This window comes from Arcicella sp. GW458-12-2-14-TSB2, from assembly GCF_059423785.1.
Genome location: NZ_JBWKYN010000133.1, coordinates 1 through 16,422, shown reverse-complemented (window position 1 = coordinate 16,422; position 16,422 = coordinate 1). Strand labels below are relative to the sequence as shown.

The following is a 16,422-nucleotide window of genomic DNA, read 5'->3' as shown; positions in this document are numbered from 1 at the left end:
AAGCTACATAGTGGATGTAGCACAACGTTTTTTTATTTTATGAATCAATCATTTTATTTTCAATAATAAATTAGTCGATTTAACTAATAATTAATGTGAAGATGTAGAAAATAGAAATTATTTTTCATGATTAACTTTTGAAACATTCAGAAAATTTATATTTTTACCAATCCGTAAACCCTAAATTGTCATAGCACAGTGGAAGAAAGAGAAAGAGAAGAATTGTTTTCGAAACGTATCAGAGCAGGAAAGCGAACGTATTTTTTTGATGTGAAATCGACCCGCTCAAACGACTACTACATTACTATTACAGAAAGTCGCCGTTATCAAAAAGATGATGGTTTTGCTTACGAAAAACACAAAATGTTCTTATATAAGGAAGATTTTGATAAATTTGTTGAAGGCCTCCAAGAAGCAGTTGACCATGTGAAACATGAACTTTTGCCTGATGTAGATTTTACTCAATTTAATCGTGAAGACGAAGATACTGTGGGCGGATTTGGTAGTGATTTGAAATGGGAATAAACGAATGAAAGAATTTGTAAGCCTCTGAAATTTCAGAGGCTTTTTTGTTGTTGTAGGATTAAACTTGTAACTTTGTATAAACCGTTTGAAATGTCATTATGGAAAGAATACTTAAAAATATCGAATTAGAGCGTGCCGCAGAAATCGCTTATGATAGTTTGAAAGAAAGCTCACGGAATGAGATTGAAAACTCTTTAAAAAGTGTATTAAAAAATAACAATCAACAAAACATTGAATTATTACCTGTAGCAGGCGACCCCAAAGAGTATTATATAATGAATGTAGGTATATATAAAGTCATTTTTGAACGAGAACCAGATATGCTTCATGTTCATGCTATCCTTAGTGGTAGTTTTGGGAGATAGAAATATGATAGTTGATGAAAGATTTTAAAGAAATTAATATTGACTGGAAAGCAGTTGAAAAAGAGTTGCTTACTTTAGAAAACCTATTAACCACTTATAAAGAGTTAAAAGAATCCTCTCAGGTTTTGCCTTTTTTAAAAGAATCCCCCAATTTATCTGCATTAATTGGTAAATTATACTTCCCTGATTTGGTTGAAATCAACAGAATTTCTTATGAGTTTGATTTTTTCGGTGACTTTAAAGCTGATTTGGTTATTGGTGATTCTGCAAAAGCATCCTATGTTTTCATTGAATTTGAAGATGGAACATCAGACAGTATTTTTAAGAAAAAGAAAGGTAAATATCAAAGGGAATGGGCAAATAGGTTTGAGCATGGGTATAGTCAAATAGTAGATTGGTTTTGGAAGTTGGATGATTTAAAACAAACGACATCTTTTGAAGGAAAATTTGGTGCACGTATTAGTAGCTATAATGGAATTTTAATTGTTGGCAGAACAACATCATTAGAAAGCCTAACAGATAAACAAAGATTTGATTGGCGTAGAAGCCATACAATTATTAACTCTAAGAAGATTCACTGTGTTACTTATGATGAACTTTTAGAGGATTTAAAGAAAGTGATAAAATTTTTTGCAATTAGTAAATAAAAATAAATGGGTCTTCAATGTGGAATCGTAGGTTTGCCTAATGTTGGGAAATCTACTTTGTTTAGTGCAATTTCTTCAAATAAGGCGGAAGCCGCCAATTACCCTTTCTGTACAATTGAACCTAATGTAGGGATTGTAACAGTACCTGACGAACGTCTTAATATTTTAGAACAATTGGTGAACCCTCAAAGAGTGTTACCAACCGTTATAGAATTTATGGATATTGCGGGTCTAGTAAAAGGCGCTTCGCAGGGAGCAGGGTTAGGTAATAAATTCTTAGCAAATATTCGCGAAGTAGATGCTATTCTACATGTAGTGCGTTGTTTTGCTGATGATAATATCGTTCACGTAGAAGGAAGAGTGAATCCTGTGTCGGATAAAGAAATTATTGATTTTGAATTACAATTAAAAGATTTAGAATCAGTTGATAAAAAAATCCAGAAGGTAGAACGTGCAGCCAAAGCTGGCGATGCAAAATCAAGAGCTCAGTTAGCCATTCTTCAGCAATATAAATCAACCTTAGAAGCTGGTAAGTCAGCAAGAACTGTGCAGGGTTTAGAACCAGATGCAAAGTTTGAGGCTATCGGAGATTTATGTTTATTAACAGATAAACCAGTAATCTATGTAGCCAACGTAGATGAAGCATCAATTGCTAAAGGAACAAATGAATACGTTGAGCAATTGAAAGCAGCTGTAGCCGAAGAAGGTGCTGAAGTAGTGGTAATTTGTGCGGCCTTGGAAGCACAAATTGCTGAAATGGAAGACGAAGACGACCGTCAGATGTTCTTGGAAGAATATAATCTTACAGAATCTGGCTTAGATAAGTTAATCCGTAGCTCATATTATTTATTGAACTTGATTACTTATTTTACAGCTGGCGTGAAAGAAGTACGTGCTTGGACAATCCAGAAAGGATGGAAAGCCCCAGCTGCGGCAGGTGTAATCCACTCTGATTTTGAACGTGGCTTTATTCGTGCTGAGGTAATTAAATTTGCAGATTTCCAACAGTATAAATCTGAAGGAGCTTGTAAAGAAGCAGGTAAATTATCCGTTGAAGGAAAAGAATACGTTGTAATAGACGGCGATATTATGCACTTCCGTTTCAACGTTTAGTAAATATTAAGTCATACAAAAAAGCCTTGCTAGTATCGTTATTAGCAAGGCTTTTTTGTATCATACTATAATTTTAAGACTACAAATTCAACTCTTCTATTCACTTTCCTTTCTTCATCTGAGCCTTTTTTGACTAATGGACGACTAGCTCCATAACCAACTGCTTGAATCCGCTTGGTTGAAATGCCTTTTTGAACCAAATATGTTTCGCAAGCATCTACTCTTTCTTGTGATAATTCAAGGTTAGCATCAGCGTCACCAATGATGTCAGTATGGCCTTCTAAACGAATTTCCATTTCTGGATTATTTTGCATCATTGTCACTAACTTATTGAGTTCAGCAAAAGAAGCAGGTAATAAATCGGATTTTGATACTTCAAAATAGATATTTTTTAGGGCTATTTTATCGCCTACTACAATAGGCATAAGATAAATATCTTTACTGAATTTAGTTTCATTGTTAATTTTAGATAAATCAACAATATCATTAACTGATAAATAGCCTTTAGCTGAGGCAGTGTAGGTATAAATTTGCCCTTTTTGCAAAACCATTTTATAAATGCCTGTACTCACAAAGCTCTGTACCGAATCAATAATTTGCTTACTACTTGATAATTTATAGTTGATAGTAGCACTTACTGGTTTATTAGTCTTTACATCACGTACAATTCCCGAAACCTGAATGCTTGTTACTACTGGTAGTGGAGCAGGAGTATTATCTACTTCGCCTAATTTTCCACTTTTAGGTTTTGTATTAACTGTTGTGGTGCTTTTAGTTGGTGTTTTAGTCGGAGAAACAGGAGGAGCAGGATTAGCTTTTGGCTGTGTTGGCTGAGTGACAATGTCTATTGGATTGCTAATTCGTAAACCATATACATTCCAACAAGTAATGTAATCATAATCGTTACATTCAAACAAATCGAAGTCTTCCAAGCCTTTGTCCAAACGTTCAAAATAAACGACGAAATTTATTTGGTCACCAGGTACTGTTTTTCTACCGTAAACCTTTACATCTTGCCCTGCCACAAGCTGAGGAATGCCTTCGGTTTTGATTAGTTTAAATGACCTTGCACCATTGGCTGCAATTAATTGAGCAGTAGACTGAAAGGCGATGTCTTCGTGTCCGTCATTGACTAATCTCCCGTTCCTATCATATTGAGGTGAATTGTTATTTCTATAGGCTACATACAATATTGTATATTTATCAGTAATGCGAATATTGCCGATAGACACATTTTTATCCGCTGCTCTACCTGTGGAGGTAGATGGGTAGGAACCTCTTCCCGATGGCGTTTGATTACGCTCTGTAGGATACTGAGTACCCCCGCCTGAGCTTTGTGGGTAACCCCCGCTTTGACAACTTTGGAGTATAACCAATGATGCAAAAGCCCAAAGTAAGTTTTTCATTTGAAGATAAATTTTATAACAAGATAATAAGCAAGTAGGAAAACGTAATTATTATAAATTTTAAACGAAGATAACTTATTGATTTTTTAAAAGTACATAACCTACTAAAGCATCTGCACGCGCACCAATAGGGCGGTGGTAGATTAAAATTTCATAAATATTTTCCGTTTGCGAGTGTGTTCCTTCTAGTTCTGATTCGCTTACATTTCCTTGCTCATCTTTGGTTACATACAGATAATTATAGATTCCTTGTTTCAACTGGATAAATGCCTCATAAGCTTGACTTTCAGGAACATAATGCATTTGGTTTACCTCATTTAATTGCCAATCGTTGAAAGCACCATTAATATATACCTTTTTGTTTGCTAACGAATCAGTTTTCAACAGGAAACTTACCCGAACATAATCTGACTCCGTATCGCCACGATTGGTTTCATAATTATCAATTACATACATTCCATCAAAATCATTTGTGGCAACATACGCTAAGCCATTTTGTGGTTTTTCGGGACGAATTTCTATGATACTTTCTCTTTCACCTTGTACAATCCTAGCAATATTTACCAGTTTTTGTTGCGTACTTCTGCCATCAAACATCCTAAATTCATTACTGCCTTCTAATTGGTTTTCGCCTTCAAAAAACTGATAATCCATTTTACGATTGTAAGAGTCAATCATAAAAGGTTTAAGGTTTGTCAGTGTTTTGTTATCTCTAAAGTTCTGTCGAATAACAATTTTAAGGTCTTGTTTAGGGTCAATGATTTCGTAGCCACTATAATTTACACTAAAGTTAATTTGTTGATGTGTACGCCTTCTTTGAACATTATTCGGAAATGTTACATTGCCAGCTACACCAATTCGGTTTTGGAAAACCATAAAACGATGGGTAAGCATGATATCATCTTCATTACGATTCTTATAGACCATCACAAGATAATTTCCAGCTAATTTGGTTTTAGGAATTTCCACAGCAAAATGTGTATAAGGAATTTTGGTGGCGAAAGAATTTCTATAATCATTAATCGGGAAATCGTTGAATTCCGTCAGGTACTCAATATCGTTCAATACCGAAGGTGTCCAATCTGCATTGCAATGAAATATTTTCACCCTAAAATTTTGAAACTCTGGTGCTAAACAGTCGAATTCCAATTTTAAAATTTGATTCTCTTGTAAATTGATGACAGGTGGATTAAGGGTCTCTTGTGGCGTTTTAGTCGTGCTCAAAGACGGAAATAATTGTACGGTACGTATATAAGGTTCATAAATATGATTATCATAAATAATCTTTTTTGCTTGATAAGTGCTCTTCTTTTTCTGAGCAAAAAAGACAAATGGAATCAATAGCAAGCTTATAATCGATAAAATTTTCATAGAAGAGTGAGTATGTAATTGAGCGAATGAGCGAATTGATATTAGCTATTCGTGAATAATAAAACTAACGGATAGTCTCTTAAAATATTCTGCAATAACCTAAAGCAAAAAACGCAGGAAAAAGCATTTTAGCTATTTTACCTGCGTTTTTATGTTGAACGGAATATCATTATTTTACTGAACCAAGCTTTCTACTTCTTCAATTTTCAACATTACTTCTTCCCAAGCATCATTTACTTCTTCCAGTTGATTCAGGATTTTTTGGTAAGCAATGTTTTCACGTTTCAATGCTTGTGCATCATTATAGATAGTAGGGTCGGCCAAAGTCTTTTCTTTTTCCACTTTCTCTACTTCTAATTTCTCAATCAAGCTCTCTGTATCTGCTAATTTCTGATTCAGTTTTTTTAGATTTTTCTGTGCTTCTTTTTTCGTGAAATCATCAACAGGTTTTTTCTCTACTACTTTTTCAACGGCCTTTTTAGGAGAAGTTTCTTTACTAAATTCACCATTCATACGACGTTGTTCCATCCAAGTTTCATATTCATCATAAGTCCCTGGATATACTTTTATCTCTTCGTCTTCGATATACCAAATTTTATTAGCAATCTCCGAAACAAAGAATCTATCGTGAGAAACCACTACATACGTACCTTCGTATTGCTGTAAAGCCTGAATCAAAATGTTCACCGACATCATGTCTAAGTGGTTGGTAGGCTCATCTAGCAACAGGAAGTTGGCTTCTGAAATCAATACTTTTGCTAAGGCAACCCTTGATTTTTCTCCTCCCGAAAGTACTTTAATTTTTTTGAAGGCATCATCACCCGAAAACAAGAAACAGCCCAAGATACTTCTTAATTCAGTTTCAAGTTTACCCGTACCTGTCATCTTCAATTCGTCAAGCAATGTATTATTTACATCTAAGCTTTCCAATTGGTGTTGGGCATAGAATGAGTCAATTACATTATGCCCTAATTTGCGTTCTCCTTCAAATTGTTCTGAACCATCAATAATCCTTAAAACCGTAGATTTACCTTTACCATTGGCACCAATCAAGGCAATTTTATCACCTCTTTCAATAACAGCATTGGTATGCGTCAGGATTCTCTTAGGCCCATAAGCTTTGGTGATGTCTTCAAGGTGCATGATAAAACGACCCGGCTGAGTTCCAAAGTTGAATTTGAAATTCACTTTGGCATTTTCATCCAAAACGTCATCAATCAAATCCAGTCTTTCTAATGCTTTTACTCTTGATTGTACCTGACGAGCCTTAGTAGCTTTAGCTTTAAATCGTTGAATAAACTTTTCAGTTTGTTTGATAGCCTGTTGCTGGTTTTCGTATGCTCCTTTTTGTACTTCGTTTCTCAAGGCTTTTTCTTCCATATAGAAAGAATAATTACCTGAATAAGGAATCAATTTTGAGCCTGCTACTTCTACAATTGTAGTAACAGTATTATCTAAGAAGAATCTATCGTGAGAAACCACAATGATGGCACCTTCATAAGTATTGATGTAATTCTCCACCCACTCAATAGACGGCAAGTCCAAGTGGTTGGTAGGTTCATCAAGCATTAATAAAGATGGTCTTTGTAAAAGCAATTTAGCTAGCATCACACGCATTCTCCAACCTCCAGAAAATTTCTGTAGGGGCTGAGAAAGCTCTTCAGTACTAAATCCTAACCCTTCAAGGATAGCCTCCGCTTCTGATTGAATGGTATAACCACCCAATGCATCAAATTCATCTTGAAAACGTGCCAATTTATTTACGTCATCGTCTTCAAAATCAGTTTCCATTTTATGTAAAACCTTATCGATTTCTGCTTGAAGAAAATTCTGACGTTCAAAAGCTTGCATTGCTACCGAAAGGATAGAATCGTCGCTTTGATAAGAAAGTAAGTCTTGATTTAAAAAACCGATGGTACAGTCGCCTGATTTAGAGATACTACCACCATCTGGTAAATATTCACCATCTATTATACGAAGTAAAGTAGATTTACCAGTACCATTTGCCCCGATAAGACCGATTTTGTCTTTGGGCTTAATATGTAAGTTCGCCCCATCATACATTGGGCGAGAACCGAAATAAAACGAAAGATTATTGATAGATAACATACTACAAAGATAATGAAAAATAGCTAATGAGCAGTTAAATGAAGCCACCGAAAGCAGAAAGGTGTAAATTTACACACTTTTGTGATTGGTTTTATTGTAAAATAATTGATTATAAGCGTTTTAGCTAGGATTAACTTGAGGCATGATAAATCATAATGATAGCATAAACGCTCATTTTCAGAAAATTAGGATACAAAAAAGGATGGCTTTCGACCATCCCTTTTTGTATATATTAATTAACCTGTGCTTTACCTCCTCCTAGATATGGGCTTTTTAAAAGCTTATCTACTCCTTCAAAAGGAACTTTTGTTTTATTGTAACCAAAAGTTGTAGCCAAGGATTGCGTTTTGTTATTATCACCCATTACCATATCAACGTCTTGCATGGTCATCTGACAAGGGTGTTCATAACCACAAGCATGGGTAATTTCAAGAATTTCTTTATTAAGCGTTTTTACATAATTATAAAAACGTTCGCTTTTAAGGGCTGGGTCTATACCCGCTTGAAGCCAAGGACTTGACGTAGCAACACCCGCTGGACAACGATTAGTATGACAAACCTGAGCTTGGATACAACCAATAGACATCATGGCTTCGCGCGCTACATTAATTAAATCGCACCCCATCGCAAACGCCATCATGGCTTTTTCAGGAAAGCCCAATTTCCCCGAACCAATAAATACTATTTTATCAGCCAATTCATACTTCTGGAAAATCTTATATACTTTGGTGAAACCATAGTTGAAAGGTAGCGACACATGGTCTGCAAAGGCATGTGGTGCAGCTCCCGTACCACCTTCGCCACCATCAATGGTGATAAAATCGGGTCCTTTGCCTGTTTTTACCATGTATTGTGCCAATTCTTCCCACATTTCCAATTTTCCCACAGCCGACTTTATTCCTACGGGCAAACCAGTTTGGTTAGCCATCGATTCTATAAAATTAACCATTTCGGGAATGGTAGAAAACTCAGAGTGAAAGGCTGGGGAAATTGCATCTTTTCCCAAAGGAATATGTCTGATTTCCGCAATTTCTTTGGTGATTTTGGCCGCAGGAAGCATGCCACCTTTGCCTGGCTTAGCACCTTGAGAAAGCTTCAACTCTAATGCTTTTACAAATGGATTATTGGTAGTCATTTTTATCAATTTTTCCATCGAAAATTTACCATCATCATCCCTTACTCCAAAATAAGCCGTTCCGATATTGACAATAACATCTGAGCCATACTTGTGATAAGGAGAAAGAGAACCTTCGCCCGTGTTATGATAACAGCCAAATTTTAAGGCGCCCTTGTTTAAGGATTCAACAGCTTTAGCAGACAATGAGCCATAGCTCATCCCAGAAATATTTACGACCGAATAGGGCTTATAAGGACGTTTTCTTTTATGATATTCGCCTATTGTTTTAGAACAAGGTACTGCACTTGGGTCTTTCTGATTAGGGTGGTTATCCGCTAACTTATGTCCTAACATGGCATGTTTGATAAAAATATACCCTGCAGCGTTGAAGTCTTGGTCTGAACCAAAGCCCTGTAAGTTATTTTCTTTTTTAGACGAAGCATATACCCATGCTCTTTCACCTCTGTTAAAAGGCAATTCCTCACGGTTATTTGCTACAATATATTGCCTTAATTCTGGACCAATTTTTTCGAGCATATAACGTATATGACCAACCACTGGGAAATTATGCTGAATAGTATGGCGGTTCTGCAACAAATCACGAATAGCTAGCATTAGTATTGCAAGAGGAAGAATAAGCCACCAAGAAAAACTTGAAAAAATATTTGCCAAAAACATAGATGATGAGATTGAATTAAAAATTATTGAGATGGATGGATACACATTATGAATGATAGCAAAACAATAAATGTTTTTACAATCAATAACTTAAATTAGCAGCTTTATGTTGTGTGTTAAATGTTGATTTTTACGGATTACTTGCCAGGGATACCCCACCTGATACAATCATTTTCATGACATCAGATGCTGGAAGATTCAGCAATGTAATATTTGCGCTTGGAACAATGAATACCTCGCCCGAAAAAGCATAAGAATGCGGACAGTAAACAATGACAGAGTCTTGAATATCTAAAAAAGACAAATCAGTTTGAGTAATGAACCCCAGTTTTTGAATGCCATTTTCTTTGTTGAATATAATCTTGACAGGCTGATTGAATTTCTTTTTATCACCCACAAAAGCCCCAATAAGGTCTTTTAATGAAAAATAAATCAAACCTACCAATGGCAGTTTGGAAACACCTTCTTCTAATATTTGGATAAGGGGCAAAGAAATAAAAGTAGAGCCCAAAAAACCAACAATCATGATGATGGCTACCATGATGACTAGCCCCGTTCCTCGAAAATAAAAATAAAACTCTTGGTCTAATGAGTTCAGAAGGTTGAAAATAATGTAACCAGTTATATAAACAGGGGCTAATAAAAATAATCCCTTTACGAAATAGCTAAACAGTTTGGCTGTGATACGTTTTATTCTGAACGACATTTTTTTACTTATTTATATGCTCAATATTGATTGGTTAACGCATTCTTAAGAAGCTAGGTTCTTATAATTGGGTGATTGAATTAAAAAATATCTCAATCACTTCAATTTACTACAAAAGTAAGTATTGAATGATATTCTACCGATTTAAAGTAGGTTATTTCATCAACAATATATGAAATTTTGAATAAATATGATAGAGATTAATCATGAGTGCTAAGGCAGATATTTGATATTCCTACCCGATATTTCTGCTTTTTACTTGAAAAAAGACTTTCATCGAACAATTATTTGTAATTTTGTGCTCCTCGGATATCGACAAATAGGTAAAATTATTAGAAAATAATCTCAATTTCATTCATGATTTACGAATATAGCTCCCTACAAAACTTTATTAAAAATGTCTTTCTTTCAATAGGATGTTCGGAAGACGATGCAGATTTGGCATCAAAAGTATTGATTTCTGCCGACCTCCGCGGTGTAGATTCACACGGAACTGCAAGATTAAGTGGCTATGTTCGTTTGTATGATAATGGAAGATTGAACCCCAAGCCAGACATTAAAATTATCCATGAAACGCCTTCTACGGCTGTGATTGATGGGGATAAAGGTTTAGGCTTAGTAGTAGCACCTAAAGCTATGCAAATTGCGATGGAAAAAGCGAAGAATGTGGGTTCTGGATGGATTTCTGTACAGAATTCAAACCATTTTGGCATTGCGGGATATCATGCCATGTTGGCTTCTGACAACGATATGATAGGTTGGGCCATGACCAATGCTGCACCATTGGTAACACCAACTTTTTCAAAAGAGAAATTGTTAGGAACCAACCCTATTGCTGTGGCTGTTCCAGCAGAGAGAAATCCTGCCTTCGTAGCCGATTTTGCTAGTACAGCAGTGGCTTATGGTAAAATGGAAATTTTACAAAGAAAAGGCGCAGCAGCACCGATTGGCTGGGTACAGGATAAAGAAGGGAATCCTACTGATGATTCAAATGCTGTGAAAAATGGGGGAGCATTGTTGCCACTCGGTGGTGACCGTGAACATGGTTCGCACAAAGGGTATGGTTTAGGTGCTATCGTGGATATTTTTTCTGGTGTATTATCAGGCGCTAATTTTGGCCCTTGGGTTCCGCCATTTGCAACGGCAGGATTTATGACTGCTGGCGAGCAAGTAGGTAAAGGAACTGGACACTTTTTAGGAGCGATGCGCATTGATGCTTTCCGCCCAGCTAATGAATTTAAAGCAGATATGGATAAATGGATTGACCGTTTTCATGCCGCCGAAGCAGTAGAAGGCAAGAAAGTATTAGTGCCAGGTGACCCTGAAAGAGAAATTGAAGCAGAACGTAAAGCAAATGGCATTAATCTATTAGAACCTGTAGTAAAAGACCTGCAAGCATTGGCTGATAGATTTGGAATTGATTTTAAGATTTAGATAATGTTGGGAGTACATGTGATTACTTTATTTTTAACAAAATTGCTAAAACAAAAATAGAAATGAATACAATCATCATTGAACCAAACTCGCAAGCAGACTATCAGCTTTTTATAGATTTGGCTAAGCGATTAAAAGCTAAATTTAGTATTAGTACAAACGTAATTGAAACAAAGAACGAAACAATAGGCGAATCAGTATTCTTTGCATTGGCAGGTAGCTTAGACTTACCCGAATCAAGTGAAGAATTAATCAAGATAATAGAAGATTCAAGAACAACCAAAGAAATAGATACTTCATGGGTAGAATAAAATATTTATTGGATTCAAATATTTGTATTCATTTCATAAAGAATGATTTTAATATTCCAGCTAAAATCTCATCAGTGGGCTTGAAAAACTGCTTTATTTCAGAATTAACAATTCTTGAACTTATGTATGGAATAGCCAATAGTTCTTCAACTAGAAAAGATGAAAATAAAGCTAAATTAAAACAGTTTATTGAAGGTTTTCAGGATAGAGTTTTACCTATTCGACCTGTTTTCGAAGTTTTTGCAGATCAAAAATCTCGTTTGAAAAAGATGGGTACGCCTATAAGTGACTTTGATTTATTGATTGGTAGTACTGCAATTACAGAGGATTGTATTCTAGTCAGTCGAAACCTAAAAGAAATGCAACGAATTGAAGGACTAACTTTTGAAAATTGGATTGATTAAATAAATAAAAACAATCATTTAAAAACGCTTGAGCGTTATTTCATTATCATTACAATGCAACAAAACCATAAATTATTACGCTACTTCTTTATCGCTTTCGCTTTGTTTGCGACAATGTTTTCTTATTATGTCTGGCAAATCACTAAAACACCTAATTATGAAGTAGATCAGAAAAAAGGTTTTGCCCTTTTGATTCCTAAAGGCGCAACTTTTGAAACTGTTTGGGACTCGTTGAGTAAACATAAAATTGTTAAAGACGAACTTTCATTTAAGTTCTTAGCCAAATTGTTGGAATATAAAGAAAATGTGCGTGAAGGACGATACGTCATCAAGGCTGATATGGGTAATTATGAAGTAATCAAAAAACTTCGTTCTGGTAATCAAGATGCTATCAAACTTACTTTTAATAATATTCGCTTAAAAAAGGATTTAATTCATAAAATTGGCAATCGATTCGAATTTGATTCTACCGCGCTGGCTAGTATGCTAGATGATTCAGCAGTGGCACAGAAATATGGTTTTACGAAAGAGACTATCATGTGTATGTTTTTGCCAAATACCTATGAAGTATATTGGACTACTACTCCTGAGGAATTGATGAATACCATGAAAACGTGGTACGATAAATTCTGGACGGAAGAGCGTAAAAGAAAAGCAACAGAAATTGGTCTAGACCCCATCAGAGCACAAATAATGGCTTCAATCGTGGAGGCTGAGACTAAGAAAGCTGACGAAAAACCAAGAGTAGCAGGGGTATATATGAATCGTTTAAAGGCCAATATGCCTTTAGGAGCAGATCCAACGGTTGTTTTTGCACACCAAGATTTTAGCATTAAAAGAGTAACCAAAGCACTTTTGCAAATTAATTCGCCTTATAATACTTATCGTGTAGTTGGATTACCTCCAGGGCCTATTAATTTACCAGATTTAGCATCAATTGATGCAGTATTGAATTATGAACATCATAACTATATGTACTTCTGTGCAAAAGAAGATTTCTCAGGCTATCACAACTTTGCTGAAACCTTTGCCGACCACCTTAATAATGCGCGTATTTATCAAGAAGCACTGAACAAACTGAACATTAGAAAATAATCGTTTGTAATTAATTATTTCATCAACAATGTATCAACACGAATATCAGTACAGAGTTAGATATGCAGATACTGACCAAATGGGCTATGTTTACTATGGAAACTATGCAAGGCTTTACGAAATTGGTAGGGTAGAGGCGCTCAGGAGCCTTGGCTTTAGCTATAAAGCAATGGAAGAGTCTGGTGTGATGATGCCTGTTTATGAGAATACTTCAAAATATATTGCTCCTGCACTGTATGATGATTTACTGACAATTCGTACGACTATCAAAACTATTCCCGCAGCGAGAGTAGTTTTTCATTATGAAATTATAAACAGTAAGGGCGTGTTGGTACATAAAGGCGAAACTACTTTAGTTTTCGTGAAAATGGAAAATAATAGGCTTACAACGGCACCTAAAGAGTTGTTGGAACGATTGAGTGCTTTCTTTGCTTAATCGTTAATTAAAAATCGCATAATGCTAAAAAAAATACAACATACACAAGCATACAATCGATTTCGCCTTTTCTTGAAGCGTTATCATTTAGAAAATGTAGCTACTAGTGTTTATCAAGTCTATAAAGTTTTAATTAAAAAAATTACCCTGTTTGATATTGATGTTCGGGCAGCCGCAGTTGCTTATAATTTTACCTTAGCGATATTCCCGACCATCATTTTCTTGTTCTCATTGATTCCTTATATTCCTGTTAATAATCTTGATTTAAAAATCATAGCATTGCTTTCAGAGGTGTTGCCTAAAGGAATTTTTCATGAAGCCCAAGAAACTATCATTGAGATTGTGAGTAAACCCCGTGGAGGAGTGCTTTCGTTGGGTTTTATCTTTGCTTTATATGCCTCTACAAGCGGGATGCTGGCTTTGATGCGAGCTTTCAATATGACCTATAAAACATCTGAAAAACGTGGATTTATAAAGGCACGGCTGATAGGGGTTATGTTGAACTTTTTGCTGACTTTTGTATTAATCGTAGCAATTGTGGTGTTAATTGTGGGAAGAGTCATGGTAGATTTCCTTTTTGATGAAGGCATCATGAACCGAGATTTTACCTTTTATGCACTTCAACTCCTTACGTATTTTGTAATATTCCTGGTTTTTTTCGTAACTATCTCCATCATTTATTATTGGGCTCCTGCTATTCATAAAAAATGGAATTTTATCAATGCTGGTTCTATCACCGCTTCTATTTTGACGATATTGATTTCTAACTTATTCTCTTATTATCTATCCAACTTTGCTACGTATAACAAACTTTATGGTGCTATCGGTACCTTCATTGCTTTAATGGTTTGGCTGTATTTAGTAGCCATGATTCTTATTTTAGGATTTGAAATAAATGCAAGTATTTCCGAGGCCTTACATTCTTCAAAAGAAACGGATACTTTAATCGATTCAGAGGTATAGATTTCTTAAAGGTTACGTTTAGAGATGCCTATCTTCTATTGAGAAATTCCCGTAACTTGCCCCATCAGGAATTAATTACTGATAAAAAATGTTAAGGTTAGAACGAACAATAACTAAATAGAGGGTAACAGCGTTAATAGTTGTCTTTTCTTCAAAGAAGTAAAACCTTAGTTCAACATTACACCATTTTATGATGGAATAGTTTTTTCGTTACATTAACCATAAAAACAATCTATAAGAGCGATGGCGGAGTTTATAAAATTATACGAAAAAGGCACCGATATGAAAAAGATAAACCATATCGTAGATTGCCTAAAAGATGGGGGTGTAATTATTTATCCAACTGATACAGTTTATGGAATGGGCTGTGATATTCATAATACACGTGCAGTAGAAAGAATTTGTCAAATAAAGGGCATCAAGCCTACAAAGAATAATTTCTCGTTTATCTGTAATGATTTAAGCCACATTGCAGATTATGCCAAGGTATCCAATGCAGGCTTTAAATTAATGAAAAAAGCGTTGCCTGGCCCTTTTACTTTTGTGTTAGAGGGAAACAATAAAGTACCAAAAGTATTATCGCAGAGTAAAAAAACTGTTGGTATTCGGATTCCAGCGAATGAAATTCCAAGGTTGATAGTAGAAGAACTCGGCAACCCCATCATCACAACCTCAATTTATGATGATGATAGCATTGTAGAATATTCAACTGACCCTGAGTTGATTTTTGAAAAATTCCAAAATCAGGTCGATATTGTCATTGATGGTGGATATGGAAATAATATACCTTCAACAATAGTAGACGCTACTTCGGATGACTTTGAAATCATCAGACAAGGTTTGGGCGATTTATCTTCCTATTTATAACAAAAAAGCTTGCCTAATTAGCAAGCTTTTTTGTTTGATAAAATACAATTAAGGCTTTATCTCGTGTTGCTCTCTTTTATGTTTCCATCTTCTGTGCGACCATAAGTATGATGACGGATTTTGTTTTATGGAAGCATCTAATGTTTGAACAAAACGGTCAAGAATTTCATTAGGAGCAAGGTTTTCATAAGGAGGACTTACAATCTCTGAAAGATTCATATCATAGAATCCTCTTGCTTTCCTGACAAATTCCATAAAAATTACTGGATAATCAAATTTACGGGCTATTCGTTCAGGCCCCGTAAAAAAAGCAGAATCCTGATTCAAGAAGTTGGTCCAGTAGGCTGATTTTAAATGACTAGGAATTTGGTCAGCAGCCAAACAAATAGCTCTTGGTTTATCTTTCCTTTCAATGGTAACTTTAATGGTATCCTTTCTTTCGATTAAAAAAGCTCCAAAGCGACTTCTGATTTCGTAAGTAAGCTTATCGAAGAATGGACTGCTCAGTTTTTGATACACAACATCTAAATTAACACCGTGCAAACTAACAGAATGAATGGCCCATTCCCAATTGCCTTGATGCCCTCCTACAAAAATAACAGGTATGCCTTTATCTAAATATTTTTGAACAACCTCTAAATTGTTTATTTGTACCCGCTCTTTAACTTCTTCTGATGAAATGCTTATGCCTTTAAAAAATTCGATAAAAACATCTGCAAGGTGATGATAAAACCCCTTAGCAATTTCATGGATTTCCTTTTCATTTTTATCAGGAAAAGAATTTCTAAGGTTTTCTAAAACTACCTTTTTGCGATATTTCAATACGTGAAAAAGTAAAAAAAAGGCAAAATCAGAAATGCCATAAAGTACCCAAA

17 protein-coding genes are annotated in these 16,422 nt (G+C 35.2%); 11 read left to right on the top strand and 6 right to left on the bottom strand.

Annotation, left to right across the window (positions count from 1 at the left end; genetic code table 11):
• Positions 1-198: 198 nt before the first annotated feature.
• The 4 genes from AC07XN_RS17330 to ychF all read left to right on the top strand — a co-directional run bounded on the left by AC07XN_RS17330 (position 199) and on the right by ychF (position 2,650).
• On the top strand, positions 199-525 hold the full coding sequence (locus AC07XN_RS17330) for a DUF3276 family protein (protein WP_309918987.1): 327 nt from the start codon (positions 199-201) through the stop codon (positions 523-525).
• A gap of 98 nt (positions 526-623) precedes the next feature.
• Positions 624-890, top strand: a complete 267-nt coding sequence (locus AC07XN_RS17325; RefSeq protein WP_309918991.1) for a hypothetical protein — start codon at positions 624-626, stop codon at positions 888-890.
• A 14-nt stretch (positions 891-904) separates the two neighbouring features.
• Entirely contained in the window at positions 905-1,537 is a 633-nt protein-coding gene (locus tag AC07XN_RS17320) for a Shedu immune nuclease family protein (protein ID WP_309918994.1), read from the top strand.
• Positions 1,538-1,543: 6 nt separating this feature from the next.
• A complete protein-coding gene (ychF, locus tag AC07XN_RS17315) occupies positions 1,544-2,650 on the top strand; it encodes a redox-regulated ATPase YchF (protein WP_309918998.1) in 1,107 nt (368 codons plus the stop codon).
• Positions 2,651-2,715: 65 nt separating this feature from the next.
• On the opposite strand, the gene AC07XN_RS17310 is transcribed toward ychF, so the two are convergent.
• From AC07XN_RS17310 to AC07XN_RS17290, 5 genes are all read right to left on the bottom strand, one after another.
• Positions 2,716-4,056 (bottom strand): OmpA family protein, encoded by a 1,341-nt coding sequence (locus AC07XN_RS17310; RefSeq protein ID WP_494743974.1) that lies wholly within the window; start codon positions 4,054-4,056, stop codon positions 2,716-2,718.
• Between the two features lie 75 nt (positions 4,057-4,131).
• Positions 4,132-5,427 carry a type IX secretion system plug protein gene (locus tag AC07XN_RS17305; protein WP_309919005.1) on the bottom strand — a complete coding sequence of 432 codons (1,296 nt, stop codon included), beginning with the start codon at positions 5,425-5,427 and terminating at the stop codon, positions 4,132-4,134.
• A gap of 174 nt (positions 5,428-5,601) precedes the next feature.
• A complete protein-coding gene (locus tag AC07XN_RS17300; protein ID WP_494743975.1) occupies positions 5,602-7,491 on the bottom strand; it encodes an ABC-F family ATP-binding cassette domain-containing protein in 1,890 nt (629 codons plus the stop codon).
• A gap of 277 nt (positions 7,492-7,768) precedes the next feature.
• Positions 7,769-9,331: an FMN-binding glutamate synthase family protein gene (locus tag AC07XN_RS17295; protein WP_494743973.1), complete on the bottom strand. Its 1,563-nt coding sequence runs from the start codon at positions 9,329-9,331 to the stop codon at positions 7,769-7,771.
• A 130-nt stretch (positions 9,332-9,461) separates the two neighbouring features.
• The gene (locus tag AC07XN_RS17290; RefSeq protein ID WP_309919017.1) at positions 9,462-10,037 is read right to left on the bottom strand and encodes a DUF502 domain-containing protein; all 576 of its coding nucleotides are present in this window, start codon (positions 10,035-10,037) and stop codon (positions 9,462-9,464) included.
• A gap of 357 nt (positions 10,038-10,394) precedes the next feature.
• On the opposite strand from AC07XN_RS17290, the gene AC07XN_RS17285 reads away from it, so the two are divergent.
• From AC07XN_RS17285 to AC07XN_RS17255, 7 genes are all read left to right on the top strand, one after another.
• Positions 10,395-11,471, top strand: a complete 1,077-nt coding sequence (locus AC07XN_RS17285) for an Ldh family oxidoreductase (protein ID WP_494743972.1) — start codon at positions 10,395-10,397, stop codon at positions 11,469-11,471.
• Between the two features lie 62 nt (positions 11,472-11,533).
• Complete coding sequence (locus AC07XN_RS17280; protein WP_494743971.1) at positions 11,534-11,782, top strand: hypothetical protein; 249 nt, start codon at positions 11,534-11,536, stop codon at positions 11,780-11,782.
• A complete protein-coding gene (locus AC07XN_RS17275; RefSeq protein ID WP_494743970.1) occupies positions 11,770-12,186 on the top strand; it encodes a PIN domain-containing protein in 417 nt (138 codons plus the stop codon). The genes AC07XN_RS17280 and AC07XN_RS17275 overlap by 13 nt, the downstream gene beginning before the upstream one ends.
• A 54-nt stretch (positions 12,187-12,240) precedes the next feature.
• Complete coding sequence (mltG, locus tag AC07XN_RS17270; RefSeq protein ID WP_309919028.1) at positions 12,241-13,281, top strand: endolytic transglycosylase MltG; 1,041 nt, start codon at positions 12,241-12,243, stop codon at positions 13,279-13,281.
• A 28-nt stretch (positions 13,282-13,309) separates the two neighbouring features.
• Positions 13,310-13,717, top strand: coding sequence for an acyl-CoA thioesterase (locus AC07XN_RS17265; RefSeq protein WP_494743969.1), 408 nt, complete (start codon positions 13,310-13,312; stop codon positions 13,715-13,717).
• Between the two features lie 21 nt (positions 13,718-13,738).
• Positions 13,739-14,680 carry a YihY/virulence factor BrkB family protein gene (locus AC07XN_RS17260; protein WP_494743968.1) on the top strand — a complete coding sequence of 314 codons (942 nt, stop codon included), beginning with the start codon at positions 13,739-13,741 and terminating at the stop codon, positions 14,678-14,680.
• A 282-nt stretch (positions 14,681-14,962) separates the two neighbouring features.
• Positions 14,963-15,547 (top strand): L-threonylcarbamoyladenylate synthase, encoded by a 585-nt coding sequence (locus tag AC07XN_RS17255; RefSeq protein WP_309919036.1) that lies wholly within the window; start codon positions 14,963-14,965, stop codon positions 15,545-15,547.
• A gap of 48 nt (positions 15,548-15,595) precedes the next feature.
• Here AC07XN_RS17255 and AC07XN_RS17250 read toward each other — a convergent pair.
• On the bottom strand, positions 15,596-16,422 hold an 827-nt coding region (locus tag AC07XN_RS17250; protein WP_494743967.1), incomplete at its 5' end, for a lysophospholipid acyltransferase family protein.

Coding starts and splice junctions, on each gene's coding strand:
- AC07XN_RS17325 (WP_309918991.1), top strand. CDS start 624: ATGGAAAGAATACTTAAAAATATCGAATTAGAGCGTGCCGCAGAAATC.
- AC07XN_RS17320 (WP_309918994.1), top strand. CDS start 905: ATGAAAGATTTTAAAGAAATTAATATTGACTGGAAAGCAGTTGAAAAA.
- ychF (WP_309918998.1), top strand. CDS start 1,544: ATGGGTCTTCAATGTGGAATCGTAGGTTTGCCTAATGTTGGGAAATCT.
- AC07XN_RS17310 (WP_494743974.1), bottom strand. CDS start 4,056: ATGAAAAACTTACTTTGGGCTTTTGCATCATTGGTTATACTCCAAAGT.
- AC07XN_RS17305 (WP_309919005.1), bottom strand. CDS start 5,427: ATGAAAATTTTATCGATTATAAGCTTGCTATTGATTCCATTTGTCTTT.
- AC07XN_RS17300 (WP_494743975.1), bottom strand. CDS start 7,491: ATGTATGATGGGGCGAACTTACATATTAAGCCCAAAGACAAAATCGGT.
- AC07XN_RS17295 (WP_494743973.1), bottom strand. CDS start 9,331: ATGTTTTTGGCAAATATTTTTTCAAGTTTTTCTTGGTGGCTTATTCTT.
- AC07XN_RS17290 (WP_309919017.1), bottom strand. CDS start 10,037: ATGTCGTTCAGAATAAAACGTATCACAGCCAAACTGTTTAGCTATTTC.
- AC07XN_RS17285 (WP_494743972.1), top strand. CDS start 10,395: ATGATTTACGAATATAGCTCCCTACAAAACTTTATTAAAAATGTCTTT.
- AC07XN_RS17280 (WP_494743971.1), top strand. CDS start 11,534: ATGAATACAATCATCATTGAACCAAACTCGCAAGCAGACTATCAGCTT.
- AC07XN_RS17275 (WP_494743970.1), top strand. CDS start 11,770: ATGGGTAGAATAAAATATTTATTGGATTCAAATATTTGTATTCATTTC.
- mltG (WP_309919028.1), top strand. CDS start 12,241: ATGCAACAAAACCATAAATTATTACGCTACTTCTTTATCGCTTTCGCT.
- AC07XN_RS17265 (WP_494743969.1), top strand. CDS start 13,310: ATGTATCAACACGAATATCAGTACAGAGTTAGATATGCAGATACTGAC.
- AC07XN_RS17260 (WP_494743968.1), top strand. CDS start 13,739: ATGCTAAAAAAAATACAACATACACAAGCATACAATCGATTTCGCCTT.
- AC07XN_RS17255 (WP_309919036.1), top strand. CDS start 14,963: ATGAAAAAGATAAACCATATCGTAGATTGCCTAAAAGATGGGGGTGTA.